General features: G+C 40.0%; 28 protein-coding genes. 4 read left to right on the top strand and 24 right to left on the bottom strand.

Annotated elements, in window-relative coordinates:
* Positions 1-4: 4 nt before the first annotated feature.
* The 22 genes from F7B60_05180 to psmA form a co-directional block, all read right to left on the bottom strand.
* Positions 5-1,552: an NADH-quinone oxidoreductase subunit M gene (locus F7B60_05180; protein MCE4614900.1), complete on the bottom strand. Its 1,548-nt coding sequence runs from the start codon at positions 1,550-1,552 to the stop codon at positions 5-7.
* Positions 1,553-1,554: 2 nt separating this feature from the next.
* Entirely contained in the window at positions 1,555-1,878 is a 324-nt protein-coding gene (locus F7B60_05175; protein ID MCE4614899.1) for an NADH-quinone oxidoreductase subunit K, read from the bottom strand.
* Between the two features lie 5 nt (positions 1,879-1,883).
* A complete protein-coding gene (locus F7B60_05170; GenBank protein ID MCE4614898.1) occupies positions 1,884-2,357 on the bottom strand; it encodes an NADH-quinone oxidoreductase subunit J in 474 nt (157 codons plus the stop codon).
* Complete coding sequence (locus F7B60_05165) at positions 2,358-2,894, bottom strand: NADH-quinone oxidoreductase subunit I (protein MCE4614897.1); 537 nt, start codon at positions 2,892-2,894, stop codon at positions 2,358-2,360.
* Positions 2,894-3,931, bottom strand: coding sequence for an NADH-quinone oxidoreductase subunit NuoH (gene nuoH, locus F7B60_05160; GenBank protein ID MCE4614896.1), 1,038 nt, complete (start codon positions 3,929-3,931; stop codon positions 2,894-2,896). Before nuoH ends, F7B60_05165 begins: the two co-directional genes overlap by 1 nt.
* Positions 3,932-3,937: 6 nt before the next feature.
* Positions 3,938-5,155 (bottom strand): NADH-quinone oxidoreductase subunit D, encoded by a 1,218-nt coding sequence (locus F7B60_05155; GenBank protein ID MCE4614895.1) that lies wholly within the window; start codon positions 5,153-5,155, stop codon positions 3,938-3,940.
* Positions 5,152-5,616: an NADH-quinone oxidoreductase subunit C gene (locus F7B60_05150; GenBank protein MCE4614894.1), complete on the bottom strand. Its 465-nt coding sequence runs from the start codon at positions 5,614-5,616 to the stop codon at positions 5,152-5,154. The genes F7B60_05155 and F7B60_05150 overlap by 4 nt, the downstream gene beginning before the upstream one ends.
* Positions 5,617-5,619: 3 nt before the next feature.
* Entirely contained in the window at positions 5,620-6,195 is a 576-nt protein-coding gene (nuoB, locus tag F7B60_05145) for an NADH-quinone oxidoreductase subunit NuoB (protein ID MCE4614893.1), read from the bottom strand.
* 6 nt (positions 6,196-6,201) lie between these two features.
* Complete coding sequence (locus F7B60_05140) at positions 6,202-6,609, bottom strand: hypothetical protein (GenBank protein MCE4614892.1); 408 nt, start codon at positions 6,607-6,609, stop codon at positions 6,202-6,204.
* A gap of 114 nt (positions 6,610-6,723) precedes the next feature.
* Positions 6,724-8,934, bottom strand: a complete 2,211-nt coding sequence (locus F7B60_05135; GenBank protein MCE4614891.1) for an elongation factor EF-2 — start codon at positions 8,932-8,934, stop codon at positions 6,724-6,726.
* 84 nt (positions 8,935-9,018) lie between these two features.
* Complete coding sequence (locus F7B60_05130; GenBank protein ID MCE4614890.1) at positions 9,019-9,705, bottom strand: helix-hairpin-helix domain-containing protein; 687 nt, start codon at positions 9,703-9,705, stop codon at positions 9,019-9,021.
* On the bottom strand, positions 9,698-10,732 hold the full coding sequence (locus F7B60_05125) for a DHH family phosphoesterase (protein MCE4614889.1): 1,035 nt from the start codon (positions 10,730-10,732) through the stop codon (positions 9,698-9,700). The genes F7B60_05130 and F7B60_05125 overlap by 8 nt, the downstream gene beginning before the upstream one ends.
* Positions 10,716-10,988: a hypothetical protein gene (locus tag F7B60_05120; protein MCE4614888.1), complete on the bottom strand. Its 273-nt coding sequence runs from the start codon at positions 10,986-10,988 to the stop codon at positions 10,716-10,718. The genes F7B60_05125 and F7B60_05120 overlap by 17 nt, the downstream gene beginning before the upstream one ends.
* A gap of 96 nt (positions 10,989-11,084) precedes the next feature.
* Positions 11,085-11,456: a prefoldin subunit gene (locus tag F7B60_05115; protein MCE4614887.1), complete on the bottom strand. Its 372-nt coding sequence runs from the start codon at positions 11,454-11,456 to the stop codon at positions 11,085-11,087.
* Between the two features lie 38 nt (positions 11,457-11,494).
* On the bottom strand, positions 11,495-11,740 hold the full coding sequence (locus F7B60_05110; GenBank protein MCE4614886.1) for a hypothetical protein: 246 nt from the start codon (positions 11,738-11,740) through the stop codon (positions 11,495-11,497).
* Entirely contained in the window at positions 11,709-12,089 is a 381-nt protein-coding gene (locus F7B60_05105) for a hypothetical protein (GenBank protein MCE4614885.1), read from the bottom strand. The genes F7B60_05110 and F7B60_05105 overlap by 32 nt, the downstream gene beginning before the upstream one ends.
* Before the next feature lie 244 nt (positions 12,090-12,333).
* Entirely contained in the window at positions 12,334-12,618 is a 285-nt protein-coding gene (locus tag F7B60_05100) for a 50S ribosomal protein L37ae (GenBank protein MCE4614884.1), read from the bottom strand.
* A gap of 15 nt (positions 12,619-12,633) precedes the next feature.
* Positions 12,634-13,476, bottom strand: coding sequence for an exosome complex protein Rrp42 (locus F7B60_05095; protein MCE4614883.1), 843 nt, complete (start codon positions 13,474-13,476; stop codon positions 12,634-12,636).
* 11 nt (positions 13,477-13,487) lie between these two features.
* Complete coding sequence (gene rrp41, locus F7B60_05090; GenBank protein MCE4614882.1) at positions 13,488-14,219, bottom strand: exosome complex exonuclease Rrp41; 732 nt, start codon at positions 14,217-14,219, stop codon at positions 13,488-13,490.
* Between the two features lie 16 nt (positions 14,220-14,235).
* Positions 14,236-14,937: an exosome complex protein Rrp4 gene (locus F7B60_05085; GenBank protein ID MCE4614881.1), complete on the bottom strand. Its 702-nt coding sequence runs from the start codon at positions 14,935-14,937 to the stop codon at positions 14,236-14,238.
* A 4-nt stretch (positions 14,938-14,941) separates the two neighbouring features.
* Positions 14,942-15,640 carry a ribosome assembly factor SBDS gene (locus tag F7B60_05080; protein MCE4614880.1) on the bottom strand — a complete coding sequence of 233 codons (699 nt, stop codon included), beginning with the start codon at positions 15,638-15,640 and terminating at the stop codon, positions 14,942-14,944.
* A gap of 117 nt (positions 15,641-15,757) precedes the next feature.
* The gene (gene psmA, locus F7B60_05075; protein ID MCE4614879.1) at positions 15,758-16,507 is read right to left on the bottom strand and encodes an archaeal proteasome endopeptidase complex subunit alpha; all 750 of its coding nucleotides are present in this window, start codon (positions 16,505-16,507) and stop codon (positions 15,758-15,760) included.
* A gap of 337 nt (positions 16,508-16,844) precedes the next feature.
* On the opposite strand from psmA, the gene F7B60_05070 reads away from it, so the two are divergent.
* Positions 16,845-17,306, top strand: coding sequence for an Rpp14/Pop5 family protein (locus F7B60_05070; GenBank protein MCE4614878.1), 462 nt, complete (start codon positions 16,845-16,847; stop codon positions 17,304-17,306).
* A 13-nt stretch (positions 17,307-17,319) separates the two neighbouring features.
* Here the strand turns inward: F7B60_05070 and F7B60_05065 are convergent, their stop codons facing one another.
* Positions 17,320-18,537, bottom strand: a complete 1,218-nt coding sequence (locus tag F7B60_05065; GenBank protein MCE4614877.1) for a redox-regulated ATPase YchF — start codon at positions 18,535-18,537, stop codon at positions 17,320-17,322.
* A 176-nt stretch (positions 18,538-18,713) separates the two neighbouring features.
* On the opposite strand from F7B60_05065, the gene F7B60_05060 reads away from it, so the two are divergent.
* The 3 genes from F7B60_05060 (at position 18,714) to F7B60_05050 (ending at position 20,621) form a co-directional block, all read left to right on the top strand.
* A complete protein-coding gene (locus F7B60_05060; protein MCE4614876.1) occupies positions 18,714-19,391 on the top strand; it encodes a 50S ribosomal protein L15e in 678 nt (225 codons plus the stop codon).
* Positions 19,392-19,509: 118 nt separating this feature from the next.
* Positions 19,510-19,992, top strand: a complete 483-nt coding sequence (locus tag F7B60_05055; protein MCE4614875.1) for a hypothetical protein — start codon at positions 19,510-19,512, stop codon at positions 19,990-19,992.
* The gene (locus F7B60_05050; GenBank protein MCE4614874.1) at positions 19,989-20,621 is read left to right on the top strand and encodes a hypothetical protein; all 633 of its coding nucleotides are present in this window, start codon (positions 19,989-19,991) and stop codon (positions 20,619-20,621) included. Before F7B60_05055 ends, F7B60_05050 begins: the two co-directional genes overlap by 4 nt.
* On the opposite strand, the gene F7B60_05045 is transcribed toward F7B60_05050, so the two are convergent.
* The gene (locus F7B60_05045; protein ID MCE4614873.1) at positions 20,571-22,106 is read right to left on the bottom strand and encodes a B12-binding domain-containing radical SAM protein; all 1,536 of its coding nucleotides are present in this window, start codon (positions 22,104-22,106) and stop codon (positions 20,571-20,573) included. The genes F7B60_05050 and F7B60_05045 overlap by 51 nt on opposite strands.
* Between the last annotated feature and the right edge of the window lies 1 nt (position 22,107).

Here is a 22,107-nt window from a genome sequence, read left to right as displayed (position 1 = left end):
GTCATCACCCTCCTATTCCAGCAAACAAGAATGTTTTATGGATCACTTCGAGTAGCCCGTGATAATAGGGGTTTATCCAGAGGAAGAAAACAACACCCATTACCCCTATGAAGAGCATAGAATATTGTAATGCTCCAGGAGTTTCTGTCTTCATCTCAGCCTTCTCACTCCTCGGCTTGTTATAGAATATCCTTCTCATGGTGACAAACGAATATGATGCTGATACCATCAAAGCTACTATCACTAACATAACGATGGGTATGAATTCCGTCGTCAATGCAACATCCTTAAATAACCCGAATACGATGAATAACTCGCTCCACATACCTATAGTTGGAGGCATTCCGACTAGGTGCATAAAGCCCAGTAAAGCTAATGCTGCAGTTAATGGGTATTTTCTAGCAAGGCCTCCCATAAGTCTAATATCTCGAAGGCCATGTAGCTCTGTTATGAACACACCAGCCGTCATGAAGAGGAGAGCCTTTCCAAGAGCGTGAGAAAGGTACTGTATCATAGCTCCTGTTATCCCTATAGGCGTCAAGGTAGCTATTCCAAGAAGCATATATCCCATTTGACTGATACTAGAGTAAGCTAGAAATCTCTTAAAGTCTGTTTGCTTGAGTGCAACAAGGCCACCATATATTATAGTAGTAAATGCTAAGTAAATCAGAATCCACTTGTACTGAGCAAAGAAAGTGGGGAATATGGGTACTGTAATTCTAGCCAGCGCATAGCCAGCCAAGCCGATAAGATTCGGTGATAAGAGCGCAGAAATAGGCGTTGGAGCCTCCGCATGAGCATATGGCAGCCACATATGAAAGCCGAATACCGCCATCTTAACGAACAAGCCTAATACCATTAGTAATGCTACATATTTAGCTGCAGTTCCTAACATGTTCGCAGTACCAGTTATTGGCGTCATAGTATTAACGTCTAGGTAGTCAAAGTTGCCTACATGGAACCCGTAATAAAGCACGCCTGATAGGAACATTACTGCACCTATATGAGTCCAAACAAGATAAAGTATAGCTATCCTCTTTCGATCTCCATATCCATAATACGCTATTAGAAGGAATGACGGCAATAGTGTTAGTTCAAGGAATATATAGAAAAGCACCATATTTGTTGCATATACTAGGCCTAGCATAGCAACAGAGAATAGAGAGTAAAGGAAGAAGTAGACGCCTAGTGATGGCGGCGTCTCACCGGCCTCTTTCATTTCAGTAACTCTTGTTTTCATATAAGGAATTGAATAAATTGAGACAAAGGCCGTTACTAGACTTACACCTGCAATTACCAAACTTGAAAGACCATCTAATGTTAGTGCAAATGTTCCCACACTACCGATGTGAGCCATCCAAGGGTCAACCAGTCCTTCTCCGAGCAGCCCCTTAAATGCAGCGATTATAACTACAATTACAGGTAATAGTAAGGTTGCTGCCAACGTATACGCTATACTATCTATGTTTTCATCCTTAACTTTGACTCCAACCAAGGCAACGAGTAACGGGAGGATAACACTTATCCACAGTATAGGTATAGATGCCTCCATGATCACACCCCTCCTTCAACGTTTTCAGCTGATTCAGAATCCAAGACCCCTGTCTTCCTATAATATGCGGCTATTATAGCGACTACTACAGCTACCTCACCCGATACCACGCTTATAAGTATGACTCCTAGAGCAGTTGCATACATGGGAGCTGAAGTTATAACCGCTAGAATAACCAGGAAAACCCCATTGAAAACTATCTCTAGGGAAAGTAGCATCCTAATGAGATTCCTAGTTGAAGCGAACCCATATACACCTATGCTTATAAGTAACAGCCCCGTTAGGGTTATTGTGTATCCTACTGATTCCACTGTTATAGCTGTCATGGCCTTCACCTCTTTGCTAAGGATATAGCTTCAATTATCGTAGCTGCAAGTGCGACTATAATCAAAACTAAAACGCCCATATACCGCGATAATAGAAGGTCGCTTATAACTGACGTAGGAGGCACTTTTGCGAATGTGAATGCCGTATAGAATCTGTTTAAATATAGTGCTAGAACTGCTAATGTGAATATACCGGCAGTTAAACCTAGGTACTCGTTTCTAACAGTCGTCTCTTTAGCACCTAAGAGTGCAACGCTCACAATTATGAACATAACAGCTGCCCCGACATATACTAATAACTGGACAATTGCTACTAAGTGGAATCCCATGAAAGCAACTATTAGGCTAACCATTGATGCTGTTAATGCTAGAGCTACACTTGAATATACTAGATCCTTTCCTCTTACCGTTAGGTAAGCAAAATATAAAGCGAACGCGGAAAGAATAGTTATTCCTAGATAAGTATAAACTAGCTCCATTTAAGACTCACCCCCCTCTTTTGCAGGTATCTTAACTAATCCTTTCTCAGGGTCGAAAACGTATTTGACTGGAGTTCCTTCTTTAACACTAGGTGATTCTACTGTCTGCTGAATCCTTTCAAGATCGAGATCCATTTCATCCATGTTTAAATAGACAACATCGTGCACCGGCAAGTGATATAGGGCTTCTGTAGGACATACATCCACACATAATCCGCAGAAAATACATCTATTATAGTTAATGACTGGATAAGGTTTGGGTTTCTTGCCCTCCTCAACGGTTACCTTGACCATTTTCATTGCTGAAGCTGGGCATATTCTAGCACATGACATACACCCTATACATTTCTTCATATCCAGTACTATGAATCCTCTATACGTGTTTCCCAGCTCTATATATTCATAGGGATATTTTAATGTGAACCTATTAGGGTTGGCGAAGTATTTCAGGCCAATCACTATAGCTCCTACATTACCTGTTATCGCATTTATAAAGCGTGGTTTCGGTGTCTGTTTTTGAACTACCTTGCCTGGCATTATCCATACACCCCCATGTATGCTTCAAGTAATGCAAGGCCAAACCCTATTAGGGCTAGAGGCATAAAGACCCTCCACGCTCCATCTAGAGCTTGGTCTATTCTAAACCTGCCATACACTGCTCTTAGAAAGCTTATTATAGCCATGACTATAGTTGCCTTAACGAGAACTATTATGAGAGGAATTATATAGCCGCCTATAAGGTGTACCCCTGGTTTATATGGCAACCATCCGCCCAAGAATATTAATGTGAAAAGTAAGGTGTAGACAAACCTCTTGATATATGCAGAACCCATATTTATACCATACATTAATCCTGAGTATTCTGTGAATGCTCCAGCGACTATCTCGTTTTCCGCTTCAGGAATCTCGAAGGGGAAACCGCTTGTCGCCATCAGAATTGCAGCGAACATTGTAATGGCTGCTAGAGGATTAGTGAAAAGCATCCATTTATAGAACGGTGTCTGAGCATTGACTATATCGACAAGATTATATGATAGGACTGCCACTCCACCAGATAGCGCTGTAATAACTATTAGTAACTCATATGCTGTTATAACAAATGACTCTCTGAGGCTGCCTATTACTGCGAATTTATTGTCGCTTGCCCATCCAGCAGCTACGATAAATATGGGTGAGAGCGTGCTAAGAGCTAGAGTTAATAGTAGACTGTAATTTATGGGTAGTGGGTAATAATATGATGTGCTTGTGAAAGGCATTGAAACAACTGGAAGTAGAGAGAATACAAGTGCAGTTAATGGTGCTCCTATGAATATAGGTTTATCTACAGCGGTAGGAACTATTATTTCCTGGAATGCGTATCTTGTCAGATCAGCTATTAACTGGAGGAATCCACCTATCCTGGGACTAATGTGATAAGGCCCTATTCTCATCTGAACTCTGGCAGCAGTTTTCCTTTCAAACCATATTATGAAGATAACTATTATTAAGGCAGCTACAAGGCCTGGTGCTATTACCAGTTGGAAGAATGGAGGCCAGAATATTATGTCTATAATCAGTCTAATCCAATCCACCATAATGCATCACCTGTCTGCTTCAGGTGGGAAATAGTCTATGCTACCGTAAATAGCGGGAAGATCGGCTATCCTGTGACCAGGTACGATATACTTGAAAACAACAGCATTCCTGAACGAAGGAGATACTACTCTTACTCTGTAAGGCTTCATAGCATTCTCGCTTTCAACCATATACACTATCTCTCCTCTTCCTGCTTCTGCCCTAGCAAATGCTCTGCCAGCTGGAACCTTTAGATTGGCAAACAGAGGTATGAGCTTAACCCTCTTAGTCTCCTGGAATACTTTCTTATAAAGTGGTGGAACTTTAGCCCAGAATCTTTCATGCATAGGATCTCCATCAGGCATCTTTTCGAGAACTTGCTTTATAATATTGAGGCTCTGCTGAATTTCAACTATACGTATCCATGCACGGGCAAACGAGTCTCCTTCATCGTAAACAGGAACCTGGAAGTCTACTTCATCATATGCCTCATAGGGTTCTATTATACGAACATCATACTTTATACCAGATGCTCTAACATTCGGTCCGACTATTCCAAGCCTAGCTGCAAGATTCTTGCTTATAATCCCTACATCTATTAGCCTCTTCTGAATAACTGGATTATCAAGAAAGATCTGCTTATACTCCATAAGCCTCTTAGACATATACCTAACCGCTTTCTCGGCGTTCTCTTTGAATCCCTGCGGTAGATCTCTTCTAACTCCTCCTGGAATCGCATATGTATGTGTGAGACGGGCTCCGGTTAGTTTCTCAGCTAGTTCGACAAATACTTCTCTATCACCAAACGGCCACATATACATAGTTGAGTGCCCTAAGAATACGCCGAAAATTCCTATACCATATAAGTGGCTGGCAACTCTATTTATCTCGCATAGGAGGACTCTAAGATATTTAGCTCTAGGCGGGGGTTCTATGCCCATAAGTTTTTCTACTGCCTCTACATAGGGTAGTGAAATGTTACAAGCATCGAGAATAGCCATTCTTTCCATCAACGGAACTATCTTAATAAACTCTCGGCCTTCTGCTAGTTTTTCCATTGTTCTATGTACATATCCTAGATCAGGATCGGCTTCCACGATAACATCTCCATCTACTCTAATTATAATTCTCATGTGCCCACTTCCAGGATGTTGTGGGCCTATGAACACTTCATATAGATTCTTTCCTATTTTCTTTAGATCCATTCCAGGAAGTTTGCTTGGCATAGTTGTTGCGGTACTCATTTGAATATCCCCTCCTCCTTAACAATGAAATCCTTCCTTAGAGGATGTTGATCGGCTATCTCCTGTAATAGAAGGATAGGCCTGAGATCAGGGTGGCCTGTGAAGTTTATGCCGAAGTATTCAAACGTTTCCCTCTCCAAGAACTCTGCACTTATCCATATATCGCTTAGCGATTCTACTACTGGGTTATCTCTCGGTATTCTAGTCTTGAGTTCAATAATGTATTTTGCTAGCTCGGTGTTCAAGTAGCTTGATGCATGATATATTACCTCGAACTGATTATCTTTCTTATAATCAACGGCTGTTACGGTTTTTACATGATCAAACCCTAAGTCTAAAAGGCGTTTCGCGGTTTCACGTAGTTTTGTAGTTTCAACGCTTACAGAAATGAACCCCTTTCCTTCAGTAATTTCGGGATTTAAATCTCCCAGTTTCTCTTCAAGTTCTTCAATAATAGTCATGGTTTACTCGCCTCCTTTCTTTATAAAATGCCCTATCTTATCCTCTCTCACTCCCTTAGTTATCCAAGAACTCGCGACTCCTTTGCTACGGATAATCTTTTGAAGCTCAATAATAGCTCTAGCAACAGCTTCAGGTCTTGGCGGACAACCCGGTATATAAACATCGATAGGAACTATCTGCCATGGCCTAATTATATTATAGCTGTTATGGAAGATTCCACCGTCAAGAGCACAGGCACCCATCGCAATCGCAAACTTAGGGAACGGCATTTGCTCCCATGTTATCCTAACAGCCTTAGCCATTTTCTTAGTAACAGTTCCTTCGATTATCATGAAATTAGTTTGTCTAGAACCTATCCAAGGAAGCGCTCCGTATCGCTCTGCGTCAAATCTTGGACTCCATGTCGCCGCAAATTCACAACCACAACAACTTGTCGTTAAGTGAACAGGCCACAGGCTAAATGCTGTCGCCCAATCAATCATTTTTCCCAGTTTAGCCTTGTTCATTAATAATTCTGCCGCCTTATTAGCTGAAACGTCGATGTCTCCAACATAAGCCTTCCCTTTCTCTTCGCCCAAGAACACTCACCTCCACATCCATTCCTTTATCTTCTTAGATTCATACACTGCATAAGCAAGAAATGGAACGTATACTATCAGAAATATCCCATAGAACTGAAGGGCCAAACTCAACTTAGATGTGTTAAACACTATGAAAGATAAAACAACTATAGGCTCCAACGCCAAGAAGGAGACCAAATAACCCAAATACTGCATGGAAACCTTTGTCTTAGCTTCACCTGAAGGAGGGTTAGAAGCTTCAAATCTCTGATATTTGAACGGCTCGGTTTCCTCGATTACCGAGTGTTCCCTGACAGTTTTCCTTATAAATAGGACAACCAGCCATAAAATAAGTATTAAAATAACTGGAAGCACTACAAGCCCTGTAATTGCATCTACCGTCGGATCTGACAATAATGACGCTATGCTCATAAACATCCCCTCTAGCCGAGGGATTAGCTTGCCCATATTTGTATATATAAACTTTAATTAACTCTATCCGTAGAGAAAAGAGGAAAAACAGTGGTAGGGCAATTAATGAAAGGTTTAAAAACCTATAAGGTCGTCCAGCTTTGGTGGGTGAGGAGGTAATCCCTTTCTCTCTCTTATCTTCTTGATTAATTCGTCAAGCATTGAATCTGGGACAGGGCTCCATCTACTAAACTCTGTTCCCCAGAAAGCTCTTCCCGCCGTGACGCTCCTAAGTTCTGCTGCCAAATCAAATGTTTCAGCCACAGGTATCTCTGCTATAATCCTTGCAACATGGCCCATACTTATGACATCCAACATCTTTCCTCTTCTCCTAGCTAGAACAGACGCTATAGTGCTCACATAGTCCATCGGCGTGCGAATGTCAAGCTTTTGTATAGGCTCTAGTAGTGTCGGTTTAGAAGTCAATATCCCAGCATAAATAGCATTTCTGACTGCTGGATATATCTGAGCAGGCCCTCTATGCGCAGGATCCTCGTGAACCATTGCATCATGCAATAGTACTTTAACCCCCCTTACAGGTTCTGTTGCTAAAGGCCCTTCTTTCATTGCCAATCTATATGCCTGAATTATAGTATCTTGAACTTCTCTGAGATGTTGTATACCTGAGGTTTTGTTAACAAATATATCGAGATTCTCATCGAATGCCCATATTCTTCTAGCCTCATCATAGTCCCACCCAGCTTTGTCACGGAGAATTTTTGCTCTTTCCTTAACATCCTGGTCCTCTCCAATGTCACCACTCTGCATTAGCTTTATCGTTTCCTTATTCAAAGGCTCGACTGATATGTAGAACCTGTTATGCTTGTTAGGGCTTTTACCTTCGAAGACCTGACTAGCCTTACGGATACTCTCTCGATATACTACTATAGGCGGGCTTGCTTCTACTTCTATTCCATAATTTTCTTTCAGTAATTGTAACGTTATTTCAAGATGCAGCGGGCCCATACCTGAGAGTAGGTATTCACCTGTTTCTTCATTTATCTTAACCACAAGGTTCGGATCTTCAATACTCAACCTTCTTAGTGCTTCAATCATCTTAGAGAGCTCTTGAGGCTTCTTCGGCTCTATTGCTATAGTAACTACAGGCTCACTTACATAATGCATTCTCTCGAAAGGTGCAGCCATATTTTTTGCTTCTATATCCACCGCAGTTTCTCCTGCCCTAGCTTTATCCAGCCCTAGCACTGCAGCTATATTTCCAGCTGTTATCTCCTTTGTAACCTCTCTGTACGGACCCATGAAGAGGCTAACTTGCAATACTTTCTGTTGCACCCTACTATTCACAAGCCATAACTCTTTACCAGGTTTCAGCGCCCCCGAGAAGACTCTACCTGTTGCTACCAGTCCTGCATGAGGATCTATTCTAATATCATTTATGAAAAACACTACCGGCCCTTCAGGATCAACCTCAACCATGGCTTTAGCCAGGGAGTTATTCATGTCTCCTTTCCATAATTTCTCTATCCTATATCTCTGAGCCTCCCTAGGGTTAGGAACAAACCTTACAACCATATCCAGCAACGTCTCATGTAAAGGCACCTTCTTGGACAACTCGGCAACGCCTTCCTTGCCCTTGTTATATGCATCAATAACATCTGCAAATGTAATCTTCTTTTCCTGGGCCATTGGTATAGTAAAGCCCCATTTATCCTTGGCAGAACCGAATGCCACAATACCGTCTGCAGGATTGAGTTTCCATATGCTCTTAAACCGAGGTTCAGCATAGAGGTCTATTAAATTATTCACTTCCTGGATAACTTCAACGAATCTTTGTTGTATTTGCTGCGGTGTGTATCTTAACTCTTTTATCAGTCTGTCAACTTTGTTTATGAAAAGGAGTGGTCTAACTCTCTCTTCCAGTGATTGCCTTATAACAGTCTCTGTCTGGGTCATAACGCCTTCAACTGCGTCCACTACTACTATAGCACCGTCAAGCACTCTAAGACTTCGGGTTACTTTACCACTGAAATCCACATGGCCAGGAGTGTCTATAAGGTTGATAATATACGGCCGACCCTTATACTCGTGGTAAAGGCTAACGTTAGCAGATTTTACTGTTATACCTCTCTGTTTCTCAACGTTAAGATAGTCTAGAGCCAAAGCTTCTCCAGCAATTCTATCCGAGATCATACCAGCAGCAGCTAGTAGTGAGTCACTGGTTGTCGTCTTTCCATGATCAACGTGCGCTATTATACCTATATTCCTCACATGCTCTAGATCGCTCATAATTTTCTCTATTTCAGATACCATCTTGAAACGGGCCATCATTATACACCCACTATATCATATCGTTTTGGGTGGATTCTCTATCGGGGGTTTTAAATAATGACCCGAGCAGAAGAGGGTCTCCTATGTAAAATCGTCTAGATGATAGCTCTTCCCTGTAATTGTAGAATAGGGCGTATGGAAGACTTTGTAAAGTTCTACTGCCCTCTTCTCACCTACTCCTGGAACCTTTGCCAGCTCAGATAATCGTGCATTTACTATTCTATCTATACTTCCGAAGTGTTCCAAAAGACGAGTGGCTAGTTTAGGGCCGACATACGGTAGTGATTGTATAATGTAGAGTTGCCAGTCCTTTAGACAGGATAGTCTGGGTTTTTTATGAACTACTATGAACTGACCCTTACTAGAAGATGCCCTTTTTGCAATATAATATATAATCTCTACAGTATCCTGGGCATTATTTGCCATTAGAACCCGAAAACCATAAGTTACAGCAAGAGATGCTAAAGATGAATAAAACTTAACCTTGTCTTTAAACGGAATAAATTTCCCCTCAATCACCATTACAGGATAATTGTAAGTCGAGGCCATCCTAGAGGCTTGGTCAAATAAACGTCCATCATACAGGCTTTTAATATAGTCACTTATAGTTTTCCGCTCTACAACAATGTTATCAGAAACGAGGTAGTCACCAACATCTAGTCTTTTATAAACAACCAAAAGCTTTTTCTCTAGAAGAGAAGAGACAATGCTACCTTTCTCTCTAACATCAACATATACTCTCAACTTGGCATCAGACTTCTCATCCATCGCAGAACTCACCGAAAAGATCTAACAGTTTCTTCACTTTTTTATCCCTACTTCTCTCGAATTCCCTTAAAACACCTTCAAATAACGCACTATTAAAATGGCCTCCACCGCTACCTGTTCCTAGTTTTCTTACAAGCCAAGAGGCAAAAGCAGACACGTCTATAGTGTTACTTCTTGATCTTAATGCTATTCGTGTGACATCTTTTTTATCTGAAAGAACAATAGCAACGTCTGCTCCAACATTAACCAAGGTTCTAGCTATATAGGACTCAAAGGATCCAACGTGTGTTCCTACTACAATAAAACTACATATTTCTTTTAGAATAATCCTTTGGTAAGCTTTTAAGACTGCAATACGCTGGCTTCTGTCTTCCTCTTTTTCCAGCAAGTCCAATGCCTCAAAATAATTTCCCCCAAAACTCTCTAGCATATCCATTACTCTAAACGTATTTGAGCCCACCGTTAGAAATCTCCTGGAGTCATACACTATACCTGCCATCAATATAGTGGCAAGACATTGAATAAGATAGTCCTGGCTTCTTCTATCTAAAAATGTATTCAAGATTAAAGCAATTATCTCTGAAGTCGATGAATAATCTTCGCTACCCACATATAAATCAGACCTGAATTTCAATTCACCGGTCCTATGATGGTCTATTACAATCACATGGCGCGAATACTCTATATATTCAGAAAAACACCCTAGTTGCTCAAGATTAGCAGCATCGACTGTTATGACAATACCTTGATTCTGATCGATACTCTTACATTCTGTTGTAAAAATTTTTCGGACATCAGACCCACTGCATTTTACATACTTTTCAATTATCCCCCTAGAACTAACTGCTGTTCCTTCAGGAAAACAGATTGTTGCCTTGCATTCTCCGCAAAGATTCTTTACTATATAATACATGCCTAGAGAGGAGGCTACTGCATCTGGATCAGCGTTTTTATGTGTTATAATGCAAACTTTAGGCTGCTCATTATCTTTTAATTCGCTTGATAAAAAATCAACAATACCCCTCATTAACTACCTCCTCGAACTTCTTTCTAAGCTTATCAATAAGCTGTGCAAGAGCTTCATCATAACTTGGTGTAACTGGCTTACTCCCTCTAGCGTCTACATCTATTCTTAGCCTCAGAGTATCGTCTTCATCAAAGTCAACACCTACCATCAAGTCCAAGGAGTCCAATGCCCTCCAAGGATACAAGCGAAGCAGATGTTGCAAATAGTTTTGCAATTCCCGGACTATGCAAGAGATTTTGTTTGTATCCGTATCCAAACAGTATCCCCCAGGTTAAGATTAATGTATCCAGAGTTAAAGACAGATATTGGAGTGATCCTAGTAAAAAGCTACTTTTGAATCGAAAGGAAAGGTTTAGGCTTGTCTGCTCAGTGACTGATACTGCTTTGCAAGTAGCGCCTTTAGCTTTTCTTCTGTTTCTTTTAGTTCAACAGTATACTTTTCCTCCTGACTCTTAAATTTCTCCAACCTCACCTCCAAGATTTCGAGTTTCTCCTTTGCTTCATCCAGTACTTCTTCCTTCTTTCTTTTAGCAAGCACTCCTCCTATAGCTTCATATACATAATCGTCTTCAACCTTCTGTTCTAAAACTTCTATTAAGCGTTTCAATTCCTCCAACTCCGCCTCAGTAGCCATTTTCTGTTGTAAAAGGCTGGATATAAAATCTCTTAACTGGTTATATCGTACTGCTAGAGATTGAACCTCTGGTGGAACTTGTTCTGCCATTAAATCACACCCAGAGAAAACGCTGTTTTAAGATAGTATTAAAGATTAGCCCTGTATACATCTAATATTATCTTTAGCAACCCAAGGTAAGAGCTTAGTAGAGCCTGCAACTCCCCTATCTTAGAAGTTTTTATACCTACTATAATTGGTTGGTCGCATTTCAACATAATTTTGCCTCGAGCCATTTTCTCTTCCTCCTTTATCTCAGGAGCAAGCGAGTTGCATACAATTCTATTGAAATCCCTGTTAGATTCATCTATTTTTACTTCCGCTTCTATTAACAATCTTTCTCACCCTAATAATAGGGCCAACAATTGATCCAGTCTGATCGTAAAAACTAATAACAGCTAACTCGTTAATAGAATCAATTTTTATATATCTATACTCACCTTCCTTCAGGCAAAAACTATAACCAGTTAAACAATTAATTAAATCTGCCAGCAATTCTGTTCCATCAGCATATGCTATGCAATATTTTCCATTAAATGGTTTGGGCTTTCTTCCAGTTCTTTCCCTATATAGAGTCACGCCTTTCAGAACTATATCGGAGACTTCGTTTAATACTTGTTCTATTGCATTTACATGGAATATCTTCAACAAGCTTGGATTCCCTTTTTTTCCATATACCGCCAAAATATGAGAAGCCCTCCGTGATAACGCTATGTCATATAATTCCCTAAGCGTGGTTTTCCCGCGATTATATTTTATGAAAACTGGTACTATAGATATAAGTTCATTAACAAAACTCCTAGTTCTATTCCCAGGATCTCTAGAGGTAGTTATTAGTGTAAGTAAAATAACTCACCTATAAAAACTATTTTACCAAAATCAAAAAATTTTGTGGAAAAATAATAATTGATGAAAACTTCAACACTTCCTACTTGGATAGGAATTCGTCTCTATCCATTACCATTACTTGCGGATAATTTGTGTTAAGACCTGTATTTGGAACATATGCTCCTCCAGCCCAAGTTGCACCGCATTTTCTACATTTCCATATTCCCGTGGAAACCCTATAGACTGTCCCTATAGACCCGCAAACGGGACATTTGTGAGGTGCATAGCGTCTCTCCATTATTTTCCTAACTCTCTTCCTTAATGTTGATCCGTAACGGGGGCCGTATCTGCCTACTACCCCTACAAGCTTCGTCCTCCTTGCCATATCTCATCTACCTTGTTATCCTTTATTCTCCTCTTTGTTTAGGACTGAGTCAACTGCATTAAAATATTTCGGGGCAACACTAATAGCTAATTCCATAGCTTTGGTGATTTCTTCTATACTCATCCCACCCTGGCCCATTTTTTGAATGCCAGCTATTCTTCCATTACGGCTAATTGAAAAAGCTATACGTGAATCCGCTACAACTTCTTCATCCAAACTAGGATCTACTACAAGGTAGTTACCTATCTTCGCGATGTGTACATACACGGCCTCTTCTTTTAAGGGCAACACGCCACTAGATGATTCTCTGTCGATAACCACATTATCTCCTTCTATAGTATAACCCGGTATCATAGCCATTTTCAGTGCAGTTAGAGCTGCCAACATGGAAGCATCTAGAAGGTTCCCGTCATGGTCTATAATATATAGATCAACCCATACTATCCATACCTTCTTACCAGGTATAATAGCTAGTTTTTCTAGCTCAACTGCTCCTAGTTCCCTAAAGCTTCTATCAATTACTCTAGACAGTTCTATGGCATTTTCATCGGGAGGACCGGGCTCAAACGAGGGTGACGCTAGAGGGACAAACTCGGCGTGAACGGTTAAAACACCTAAATCAGGCATGTCTCGGAAAGGCTCTCCTACCTCTACTTTGACGCCTGCAATAACTTTTGTTTTCCCTAGTTCCACGTATGCAGAACCCTCGGCTTTATCTAAATAACCTGTGATAATTTTTATAGGCCTAATGTCCTCTAGCTTTCTCTCATCAATTCTCAACCCCTTTTCAATTATGGAAAGTATCATATTCTTCTTGAGCTGGGGAACTATGGGAATTCTAAAAGGTGTGAATGACACTACTTTTCACCTCAAACCTGAAGTACACTTGAATATTTCTCAAGCAAGGTCTTCCTCTGCATTTCACTTACTCTCTCAAGAGTAGTTTTCGCCATTTCCATAGCTTGAGCAAACTCTTCCTTCGTAAGGACACCATTTAGCTGAAGCAGTGTAATCAAACCCAGTCTCATAGCCATAGCAACAGGCATATCGGCTTCTCCGTACATGTCCTCAGCCTCATCTATATCAACGACAAGTACTCCATTAATCTTACCTATCGCTACACCCGCTACGAGATCCTTCAGAGCTATACCAGCGTCTGCAAGAGCCAGGGAGGCTGCAGTCGCTCCCGTCGTTCTTGTTCCTCCGTCTGCTTGTAACACCTCTATGAATAGATCAATCATTGTTCTAGGGTAAAGCTCCGTTATGACAACAGGTTCGAGAGCTTCTCTTATTACTTTTGAGAGCTCTATTTCCCTTCTAGAGGGAGCAGGGCTTTTTCTCTCCCCCGTCGAAAATGGAGCCATATGGTATCTGACACGTAAAACCGCTCTATCCGGTAGAACCATATATTTCTGTATGGGTTCTCTGGGTCCATAAACTGCTGCTAACACTCTCGTTTTTCCAAATGAAACGAAAGCCGATCCATCCGCGTTTTCCAGAACACCTACTTCCATATAAATTGGGCGGGGGTCTTCTGGTCTCCTCCCATCAAGCCTTGTTCCATTCTCTTTAATTAACTGAGGTTTTTCACCATATTTCAACTGGAATCCACCCCTCCTAAGAACTTGAAAGTTGCTCTTTCAGGAAACTCCTCACTCTATCAGTGAGGCCAGATGTATGAGCCTCGGCTTCGATCTTCTTTACTGCAAGTGTAACTACACCCTCTAGATGTGGGTTTTTACAGTCTATATGTATAAGCCCGTTAACACCTACTGTAATATCGCATCCCGATTCTTCCATTAACATGTTAATCATGCTCCTCTTCTTTCCAATAACCCTGGGGATTCGGCTAGGCTTTATTTCTATCACTTTGCCCTTCACAATCTTCCCAAACTTATCACTTCCCTTCAATGTTATGAATGGACTTCTAAATCTGTCGAAGGAACTTATTTTACCGATGATGTAATCGCCTTCCACTAGATAGAGTGAAAGTGTTTCTGTAGCCGGATTAAATGGTCTGTTTAAGAACTCCTGACCAGTTAAAACAGCAGAATACGGTGCCCGTATATCTATTGTCCAATAAGATAATCCTACATTCACTACTATACCTATAATAATGTCTCCAGGCTTAGGTATGTATACATTTTCTAACGGGATGAAAATCTTCTTCTCCTGTGTAACTTCAAGTACTCCAGGAAGAGCTGCAAAAATATTATCGCCTATTTTATATGTAGCGTAGTTTCTGCCAAGACCTCTTACTTCAAGGTCAGGGCCGTTAAGTTTGTCTCCAGGTAAAATAATTATTTTTTCTTCAGCCATTTTCTTAGTCCACCACTTTTATCTGAATCTGTCCTCTTCCCTTTGTGAGTTTATTAATTGCATTTATAATGTCGTTCTGTGCACCTGCAGGGATTTCTATTTCTGCAACTAAGCTTCCATCCGATTTCCACTCGGTTTTCTTTAGTTCACCGAGTCTGCTTAACTCATTATAGGCTCTTCCAGAGAACTCTGGTGGAATTACTGCTCTGACCAGTGCTCTAGCAAGTTTTATGGGGATTACACGTGCAATTCTTTTAACTGCATCAATAGCTTGTGCTTCAGCTGATTTGTTTAGATCGATACTTATACGTAATTCTTCAAAAAGATTTTCTATCCTTTTCGTAGGTATAGGAAGCTTTGTTTTAGGGTCAACTGCGTTCTTAACAATATAATTAATGATTTGCCTTTTCCTAGCCTCAAGCAATTGTTTTCTCTGGGCAGAAGTTAACTGAAGCTCTCCTTGACGTAATATTGTATCTGCTATTTTCTTCATATCCTCCGTACCGAAAACCTTTCTAACTGACTCGGAGCTAGCCTTAAAACCCTTTCTTGCATCCTTATAAACGATATCACTCATCAATAAATCATCAAAGTCGACTTGCTCACCTGATTTATACTTAAAGGCTAAATCCGGGTTAACCAAGATTTCAAATCTATTACTTCCGATGTCAATTTTGGCTATAACGTATTCGTGTCCACTCAATATATAATCACCTGATCACTTCGATAAGTCTCATTAAAAACATGTATGCTTATGTAATTAAAATCACTATCTTCCACCAAATTATTATCTATCAGCGAAAATAGATAGGTTAATTGTTTAGGATAAGACATTAGAAAGAATGTTCCTTACCTCCTCTCTAGATAATTTCTTAAACTTGCCCGTCTCCACGAGAGCCATACCAGCATCAAAGTTTTCTTCCGTTAACTCTTTTACGTTTTCATTTCTTTGCTGCATCGAATAAATCATTGCCTTAAAAGACAACTCTAAAGTCTCTTCAGGCGTCATATCTGGCTTATAATGAGCTTCCAAATACTCATTAGCTCCCTGGGCACCCATTCCTATTGCTATAGCATAGTAACCTATATACTGTCCTCCTGGCTCTGTTCTCAGCAGTCTTGGAGTACTATCAGGGTCTATCCCTCCGAAAATCATGGAAACACCAAAGGGTCTAACCCCTCCATATTGTGTATACTGGTGTTTAATGTCTGCTACATGTTTAGTTAAATACTCAATGCTTATGGGATCACCGTATAGAAGCTTGTGTCTTATACTGACAAGCCTAGCATAATCTATAAGTACTCTCCCGTCTGAACCAAATCCTGCAAATGTGACGCCTATATGGTCATCTATGATAAACACTTTCTCTATACTATCGAGTTCCATGAGCTTTGTCACATACTTTTTCTCAGACAATAGAACTACGGCACTACTGGATTTTACCCCTAAACTAGTCCATCCCTTTCTAACCGCTTCGAAAGCATATTCAACTTGGTAAAGCTTACCCTCAGGTGAGAATATAGTTATCGCCCTATCATATCCCATTGCCTGTCCAGGCAATCCTGCCATAAATCACCGCCTCTATAATCCCATAATTAGCCTTAGAAATAATGTTTTATTAAACGTATTGTTTTGATCTAAAGCAACCACCTATTATATATATCTAAGGAAATAGAGTGAGCCTATGATCAATGCGGCAAATGGATGACGACTAGTCTTCTCTCGCTTAGGTCCTCCCTCACATTTTTGAAATCACTTTAACAGAGAGTAATAGATATGCATATATTGTACATAGGCCTCAATGTAAGATTAAATTTAATACAAGTAGAATGTTATGGTTTATCGGATGAGGATGTCGCTCTAGTATGAGCAATACAATAACTGACTCACGACGAGCTGACATAATATGAATTACCTAGCAACAATATGCTATGGAGAGGCGGTGATTCTTATAGTACTATTAATCCTCTATTTAGACATGTATCGAAAACAAAAAAGTTGCTCATCAATATTTGGTGCTGATCCCTTTTCTCAGATTAAAACACTCAAAGAAAAACCCAGAAAAAGATACCTTATAATAGAAACGGTGAACGGTTCTAACGAGCTCTATAAGAATTATAGGCATGCAGTTAAATGGCTTGAAGAGAGTTTCAAGCAAATAATAGGGGAAGCAGGGTTAGTAAATTCTGGGTTTACAATCATAGACTATAACCCTAGTAATCGAAGATTCATTGTGAGAGTCTATCATCATAAACTCGATCAAATACTAGGTGTTATAGGAATACATAATAACCAAAATCCTGTGAAACTCACTGTAATTACAGTAACTGGTAGCGTTAGAAAAGCAAAGGGTGCTCGTGGGAAATAGACCAGAATTTACCTCAAAGAGTTGAAACAATTTTTACAACATCATTATCCTTAAGGACGTAGTTCTCTCCAATCCTCTGCTTTGTTTTTGCATTCACAGCATAGAGAAACCCTTCCCCTAGATCCGTATGAATCAGGTAGGCAAACTCTCTTGCCGTGGTTCCTCTTGGAACTAAAAATGCATCTGGAAGTACTCTTCCCTCCTTGTCCGTATAATGCGTTGCGTCTTCTACAGGATAGACTGTAATCATATCAAGCACATCAAACACAGCAGTGTTAATCGCCTTTTGAACCCCGGTTGAACCCCATTTTAACAACACGTTGTTTTTTATAGACTCCAATGCTTCCCGTTGACGTTCATTAACACCCCAAGTTATCTTAAATGAAGGATCCCCTGGGATATATTTTACTAATCCCTTTTTGGAAGCATGCCTTAAAGCTAGCTCTGCTATACTACTAACAGGTATAACAGGGGTTTCTGGGAATCGCTCTTGTAAACGTTTAATATTTTCCGCCGATATCCGATGGTCTGCTTTATTTGCGATAATTAATAGCGGTTTTGACTCTTCTCTCAAAACTTTGACAAACTCCAATAGATCTTCGTCGCTCCATGTAGTTAGTTTGGACGGCGTTTTTCCAAGTCTTTCGAAGGCTCTATGAATATGTTCTTTTCTAATGCTAAACCCTGAGAAGCGTTGTGCTAGAACACTATATTTATCGGTATAGGATCCTGTGTCTAGCGTTCTAGAAAATTTCTCCCAGTCTCGCTTAATATTATTAAATATCCACATGTCTATCTCGTTTATTATAAAGTTGACTTCCTTAATAGGGTCAAAGCTACCCGGCTTCACTGGTACACCATCCTCGGATGTAGAACCACTTGCATCGACTACAAGGAGAATAGCGTCAGCTTGCCGAATGTCATCCAAAAACTTGTTACCCAAACCACGACCCATATGGGCGCCAGGAACCAATCCAGCTACATCCATTAGTTTTACTGGGATAAACCTGTTACCTTCTATGCACATCGAGTTTCTGGGATTACATTGCTGTAATCCTAGTTCTATATGGATGCATTTCTTTCTAACATAACTTATTCCTATATTAGGATTTATGGTGGTGAATGGTCTATTCTCTATCTCTACAACAGTTTCCGTAGTAGCAGCAAAGAATGTTGACTTACCAACATTAGTCTTTCCCACAACACCAAGTAAAACGTCTCTGAGAGGCATGTACATCACCACAGTTCTGTATGACACATCAAAAATGAGCTTTAAAAATAGTTTACGAAGAATATTTCATAACTTGGAGACCGTGGATAGGGATTGCTATCCTCTGGGAGAAAACTATTATATCCTCCTGTTAGTATTACTTTGGATTCAGCGTAGTCCATGGTGGGAGAAGAGTAATGTCAAAGTCAGTATATCATTACATTGCGACAAATTGGAAGAGGCCCTATGAGGGACTCCACGGAGAATATATTAAGCAGCTCTTAATCAGGTGGAGGAGACAGCCGAGTATAATTAGGGCAGAAAAACCGTTAAGAATTGATAGAGCTCGTCAGCTAGGCTATAAGGCTAAGCAAGGAATTATTGTTGTCCGGGTTAGAGTGAGAAAAGGAGGGCTTAGGAAACAGAGGCCCAACAAGGGAAGGAGACCTAAGAGAATGGGTGTTTACGGCTTTGCACCGGCAAAAAGCATTAGGCTTATAGCAGAGGAACGAGCTCAGAGGAAGTACCCTAACTTAGTAGTATTGAACAGCTATTATGCAGCAGAAGATGGTAGGTATAAATGGTATGAAGTTATACTTGTTGATCCCCATCACCCAGCCATAAAACGGGACGCTGAGTTAAAGTGGGTTGCAATAGGTAAACACGGGGGTAGACCCTTCAGAGGATTAACAAGTACTGGCAAGAAGATGCGGGGACTTAATAAAAGTAGAGGTTTAAAGAATACTACCAAACAGAAGTGGAAGAAGAAAGCTAAAGAAAGAAAGCTAAAGAAGAGGCATGAAGCCAGTAGAAGAGCAAGACTGATAGTATCAGATGAAATCCGTTATAAGTATCACAAGGGAGATCTGCAATAAACTAATTTTCCAGTCAAGATTGTAATCCGTTTAATTCTATTACAAAACTTTTCTCATATTGCAGATATAGGTTAGAACACTACTATTAATCAATTAAAACTAACATAAAGTGGTAGAAATGGCTAAGGAAAGGGGGAAGATTAAACGGTCTATGCTTAAAGAAGCAGTTATGTCAACGATATCTCACTCAACCGAGGATTTAGAGAAAGTGAAAGCATCGATAGTTGGCCTTTTTCCTAGGGATATAAGGGATGAATACCTGGGGAAATTTACCTTGCGTACATTCAAAGGATTCCATGGAAACGAAATTAGGCTTCTACAAGTAGTTGTTAATGGTAAGGATGCTATATTACTTTTAGAGAATATTCTCTGCAACCTCAAGAAGTCATTCATAGGAATGCTTTTAGACACGTTAGATGAGAGAACGGATCGTTCTGGGAACCTGTATTTGAGGCTTGGGAAACAAGATGCATTTAAAGGAAGGATTGAGCTCTGTGAAGGAGATGATACTATTAGGATAATTTTCAAACCACAATATCATGGTAAAGATTTTTGGACTGATATCATATCAAACCATATAATCATTCGGTGTAATAATTGAATTTCTACGTAGATCTATCGGTAACCCCAGAGCATTGCGAATCCCTAACATCTATATGTACAAAAGCTAGATCCCTCGGATTTAAGTTAATAGGCATTAACGCTAGTCTTTTGAAAAAATGCGATATAATAGGTAATGATCTAACTCTTATACCGAGAATAGTCCTAGAAGATACCGGTGTAAAAGACCTTCGTAACAAGTCACGCGATCTCAATGGTTTAGTTGTGGTTATTGTAGATAAGTTAACCAGCCTAAGGCATGTTCCATCAATAAAGAATATAGATGTAATAAGGATAAACCCAGAGATGGCTAAATATATCGATAAGTCACAAGCGAGACTATTGTCTAGAACGGTGAAGCTATTAGAATTACCACTCCCAGCATTCACGTCTTCAAAAAACAATTTGTATAGATTCGCCATAGCGATAAGGAGAATGCATGCATATGATATACCTTATACACTAGTTTCTGATGCCAAAAACAAGCATGAATTATGGCATCCCAAGATGATGAAGGGTTTACTAGAACTTCTCGGTATACCAGAACCTTATAGTTTAATGCCTATAACATCATTTCCTCTAAGAGTTCTCGGGAAGTTTGTTTTGAAACTCCAAGAAAGCCACGTATAGATCTCTAAGAAGAGTCGGTCTATTGAAAGGATCAATAATGTATTCATGCCATAATGGAGTGTAGTCTGGATCCCAGAAAGAGAGATACTGGTTTTCTCTTAAATCCTGCCTCTGTGAAATGCTCCTCCAAGATGATAAGAACCCCTCTGTTTGGCCCCACAGAGCTATAGCTTTCGATAACTCCGGTCCTCCTCTTGAAAGTATTGTTTGAAGCCTAGCAATTCTAGGATCGAGAAAAGAAAAACTAGAAACCTTTGCTCCAAACATTCTTCTCATTAATTGAATATTTCTTCGTAGCTTACCTACATCAGGGAATCCATGCCATTGAAACGGTGTAAAAGGTTTAGGGATTAAGGGATTAAGGGAGATCTTTAGCCTTCCTCCCTTCGCTTTTATCATCTCCCCTATTTTACTGACCATTTTCAAAGTATCCCTTATATTGGCTTGAGACTCATTGTAAAAGCCTGTCATAAGATAGAGTTTAAACTGCCGCAAACCTATATTCAAAGCCGATTCCACTACCTGTTCGACTTGACTGGCATATATCTCTTTTCTCAACGCTTTTGATAATCTTGTGCTGCCTGTTTCTGGGGCCAGTGTAAGGGTTTTTTGGCCCAGTTCTTTAATCAACTCCAACCTCTTATCGTTTAGTGTGTCAACCCTAACGCTTGGAATAGAGGCTGTTAATCCATTGCTTGTAAGGTACTCTAAAATAGAATCCGATTGAGGGTGATCGAAAAAGGAGAGGCTGTATAATGTTATTTTTCTATATAACTCCTTGTCAACTATAACTTTTGACAATATCTGGGATATAGAGTCCAAGTATTTGTATCTGACTGGTTTGAATATTCTTCCTTCCATACAAAACAGGCAGCTCCTACTGCATCCTCTTGAAACCTCCATTAGAAACGCCCTTCCCCATATTGGTTCTATGTCTTTAGGTATATCTTGCTCAATAGGATAGAATGAATTGTTAATATTTTTCGTGAAAACTCTCTCTACTTTATCATTAGCCTCCCAGACAAGTATTCCTTTTATTTCAGATAATTTCTTGAGCTTTGATGATCTATCATAGTCTGAATTGACGACATCTAGGATTTTCTCCATAACCTCTTCGGCTTCTCCTATTATTATAGCATCTGCAATAGGAGCTATAGGTAAGGGATTGCCTGTGACTGCAGGCCCCCCTAATACGAGGATGGGTTCATTATTCCGAGCTTTAGAGAAGAATGGAATTCCTGTTCTATAAAGGAAGTATGAGAAATCCTTATACATGAGCTCATAAGGAACACTTATGAAAAGAGCAGTATATTTACCAGGGTAGAATGTTTTGCTATTCCAGTTCTTTATTTCTCCCTTCTCCATAGACACTTTATGTACGTTAGCACCATATTCTTCTATCATCTCAGATAGTAGATGAAAAGCCAAACTAGAGAGAGCGACTCTTAGCTCTGAAAGATATATGAGCCCTATAGTACCACTCAAT

Origin of the sequence: Candidatus Tiamatella incendiivivens, assembly GCA_015522635.1 — an archaeon.
Taxonomy (GTDB): Archaea; Thermoproteota; Thermoprotei_A; order Sulfolobales; family Acidilobaceae; genus Tiamatella; species Tiamatella incendiivivens.
Note: the sequence above shows the minus strand (reverse complement) of the source record. Positions and strands in the feature narration are given on the sequence as shown.

What these genes read in the sequence shown, in the direction of transcription:
- F7B60_05180 (MCE4614900.1), bottom strand. Translation starts at nt 1,552, where the DNA reads ATGGAGGCATCTATACCTATACTGTGGATAAGTGTTATCCTCCCGTTA.
- F7B60_05175 (MCE4614899.1), bottom strand. Translation starts at nt 1,878, where the DNA reads ATGACAGCTATAACAGTGGAATCAGTAGGATACACAATAACCCTAACG.
- F7B60_05170 (MCE4614898.1), bottom strand. Translation starts at nt 2,357, where the DNA reads ATGGAGCTAGTTTATACTTATCTAGGAATAACTATTCTTTCCGCGTTC.
- F7B60_05165 (MCE4614897.1), bottom strand. Translation starts at nt 2,894, where the DNA reads ATGCCAGGCAAGGTAGTTCAAAAACAGACACCGAAACCACGCTTTATA.
- nuoH (MCE4614896.1), bottom strand. Translation starts at nt 3,931, where the DNA reads ATGGTGGATTGGATTAGACTGATTATAGACATAATATTCTGGCCTCCA.
- F7B60_05155 (MCE4614895.1), bottom strand. Translation starts at nt 5,155, where the DNA reads ATGAGTACCGCAACAACTATGCCAAGCAAACTTCCTGGAATGGATCTA.
- F7B60_05150 (MCE4614894.1), bottom strand. Translation starts at nt 5,616, where the DNA reads ATGACTATTATTGAAGAACTTGAAGAGAAACTGGGAGATTTAAATCCC.
- F7B60_05140 (MCE4614892.1), bottom strand. Translation starts at nt 6,609, where the DNA reads ATGAGCATAGCGTCATTATTGTCAGATCCGACGGTAGATGCAATTACA.
- F7B60_05135 (MCE4614891.1), bottom strand. Translation starts at nt 8,934, where the DNA reads ATGGCCCGTTTCAAGATGGTATCTGAAATAGAGAAAATTATGAGCGAT.
- F7B60_05130 (MCE4614890.1), bottom strand. Translation starts at nt 9,705, where the DNA reads ATGGATGAGAAGTCTGATGCCAAGTTGAGAGTATATGTTGATGTTAGA.
- F7B60_05125 (MCE4614889.1), bottom strand. Translation starts at nt 10,732, where the DNA reads ATGAGGGGTATTGTTGATTTTTTATCAAGCGAATTAAAAGATAATGAG.
- F7B60_05115 (MCE4614887.1), bottom strand. Translation starts at nt 11,456, where the DNA reads ATGGCAGAACAAGTTCCACCAGAGGTTCAATCTCTAGCAGTACGATAT.
- F7B60_05100 (MCE4614884.1), bottom strand. Translation starts at nt 12,618, where the DNA reads ATGGCAAGGAGGACGAAGCTTGTAGGGGTAGTAGGCAGATACGGCCCC.
- F7B60_05085 (MCE4614881.1), bottom strand. Translation starts at nt 14,937, where the DNA reads ATGGCTGAAGAAAAAATAATTATTTTACCTGGAGACAAACTTAACGGC.
- psmA (MCE4614879.1), bottom strand. Translation starts at nt 16,507, where the DNA reads ATGGCAGGATTGCCTGGACAGGCAATGGGATATGATAGGGCGATAACT.
- F7B60_05070 (MCE4614878.1), top strand. Translation starts at nt 16,845, where the DNA reads ATGAATTACCTAGCAACAATATGCTATGGAGAGGCGGTGATTCTTATA.
- F7B60_05065 (MCE4614877.1), bottom strand. Translation starts at nt 18,537, where the DNA reads ATGCCTCTCAGAGACGTTTTACTTGGTGTTGTGGGAAAGACTAATGTT.
- F7B60_05060 (MCE4614876.1), top strand. Translation starts at nt 18,714, where the DNA reads ATGTCAAAGTCAGTATATCATTACATTGCGACAAATTGGAAGAGGCCC.
- F7B60_05055 (MCE4614875.1), top strand. Translation starts at nt 19,510, where the DNA reads ATGGCTAAGGAAAGGGGGAAGATTAAACGGTCTATGCTTAAAGAAGCA.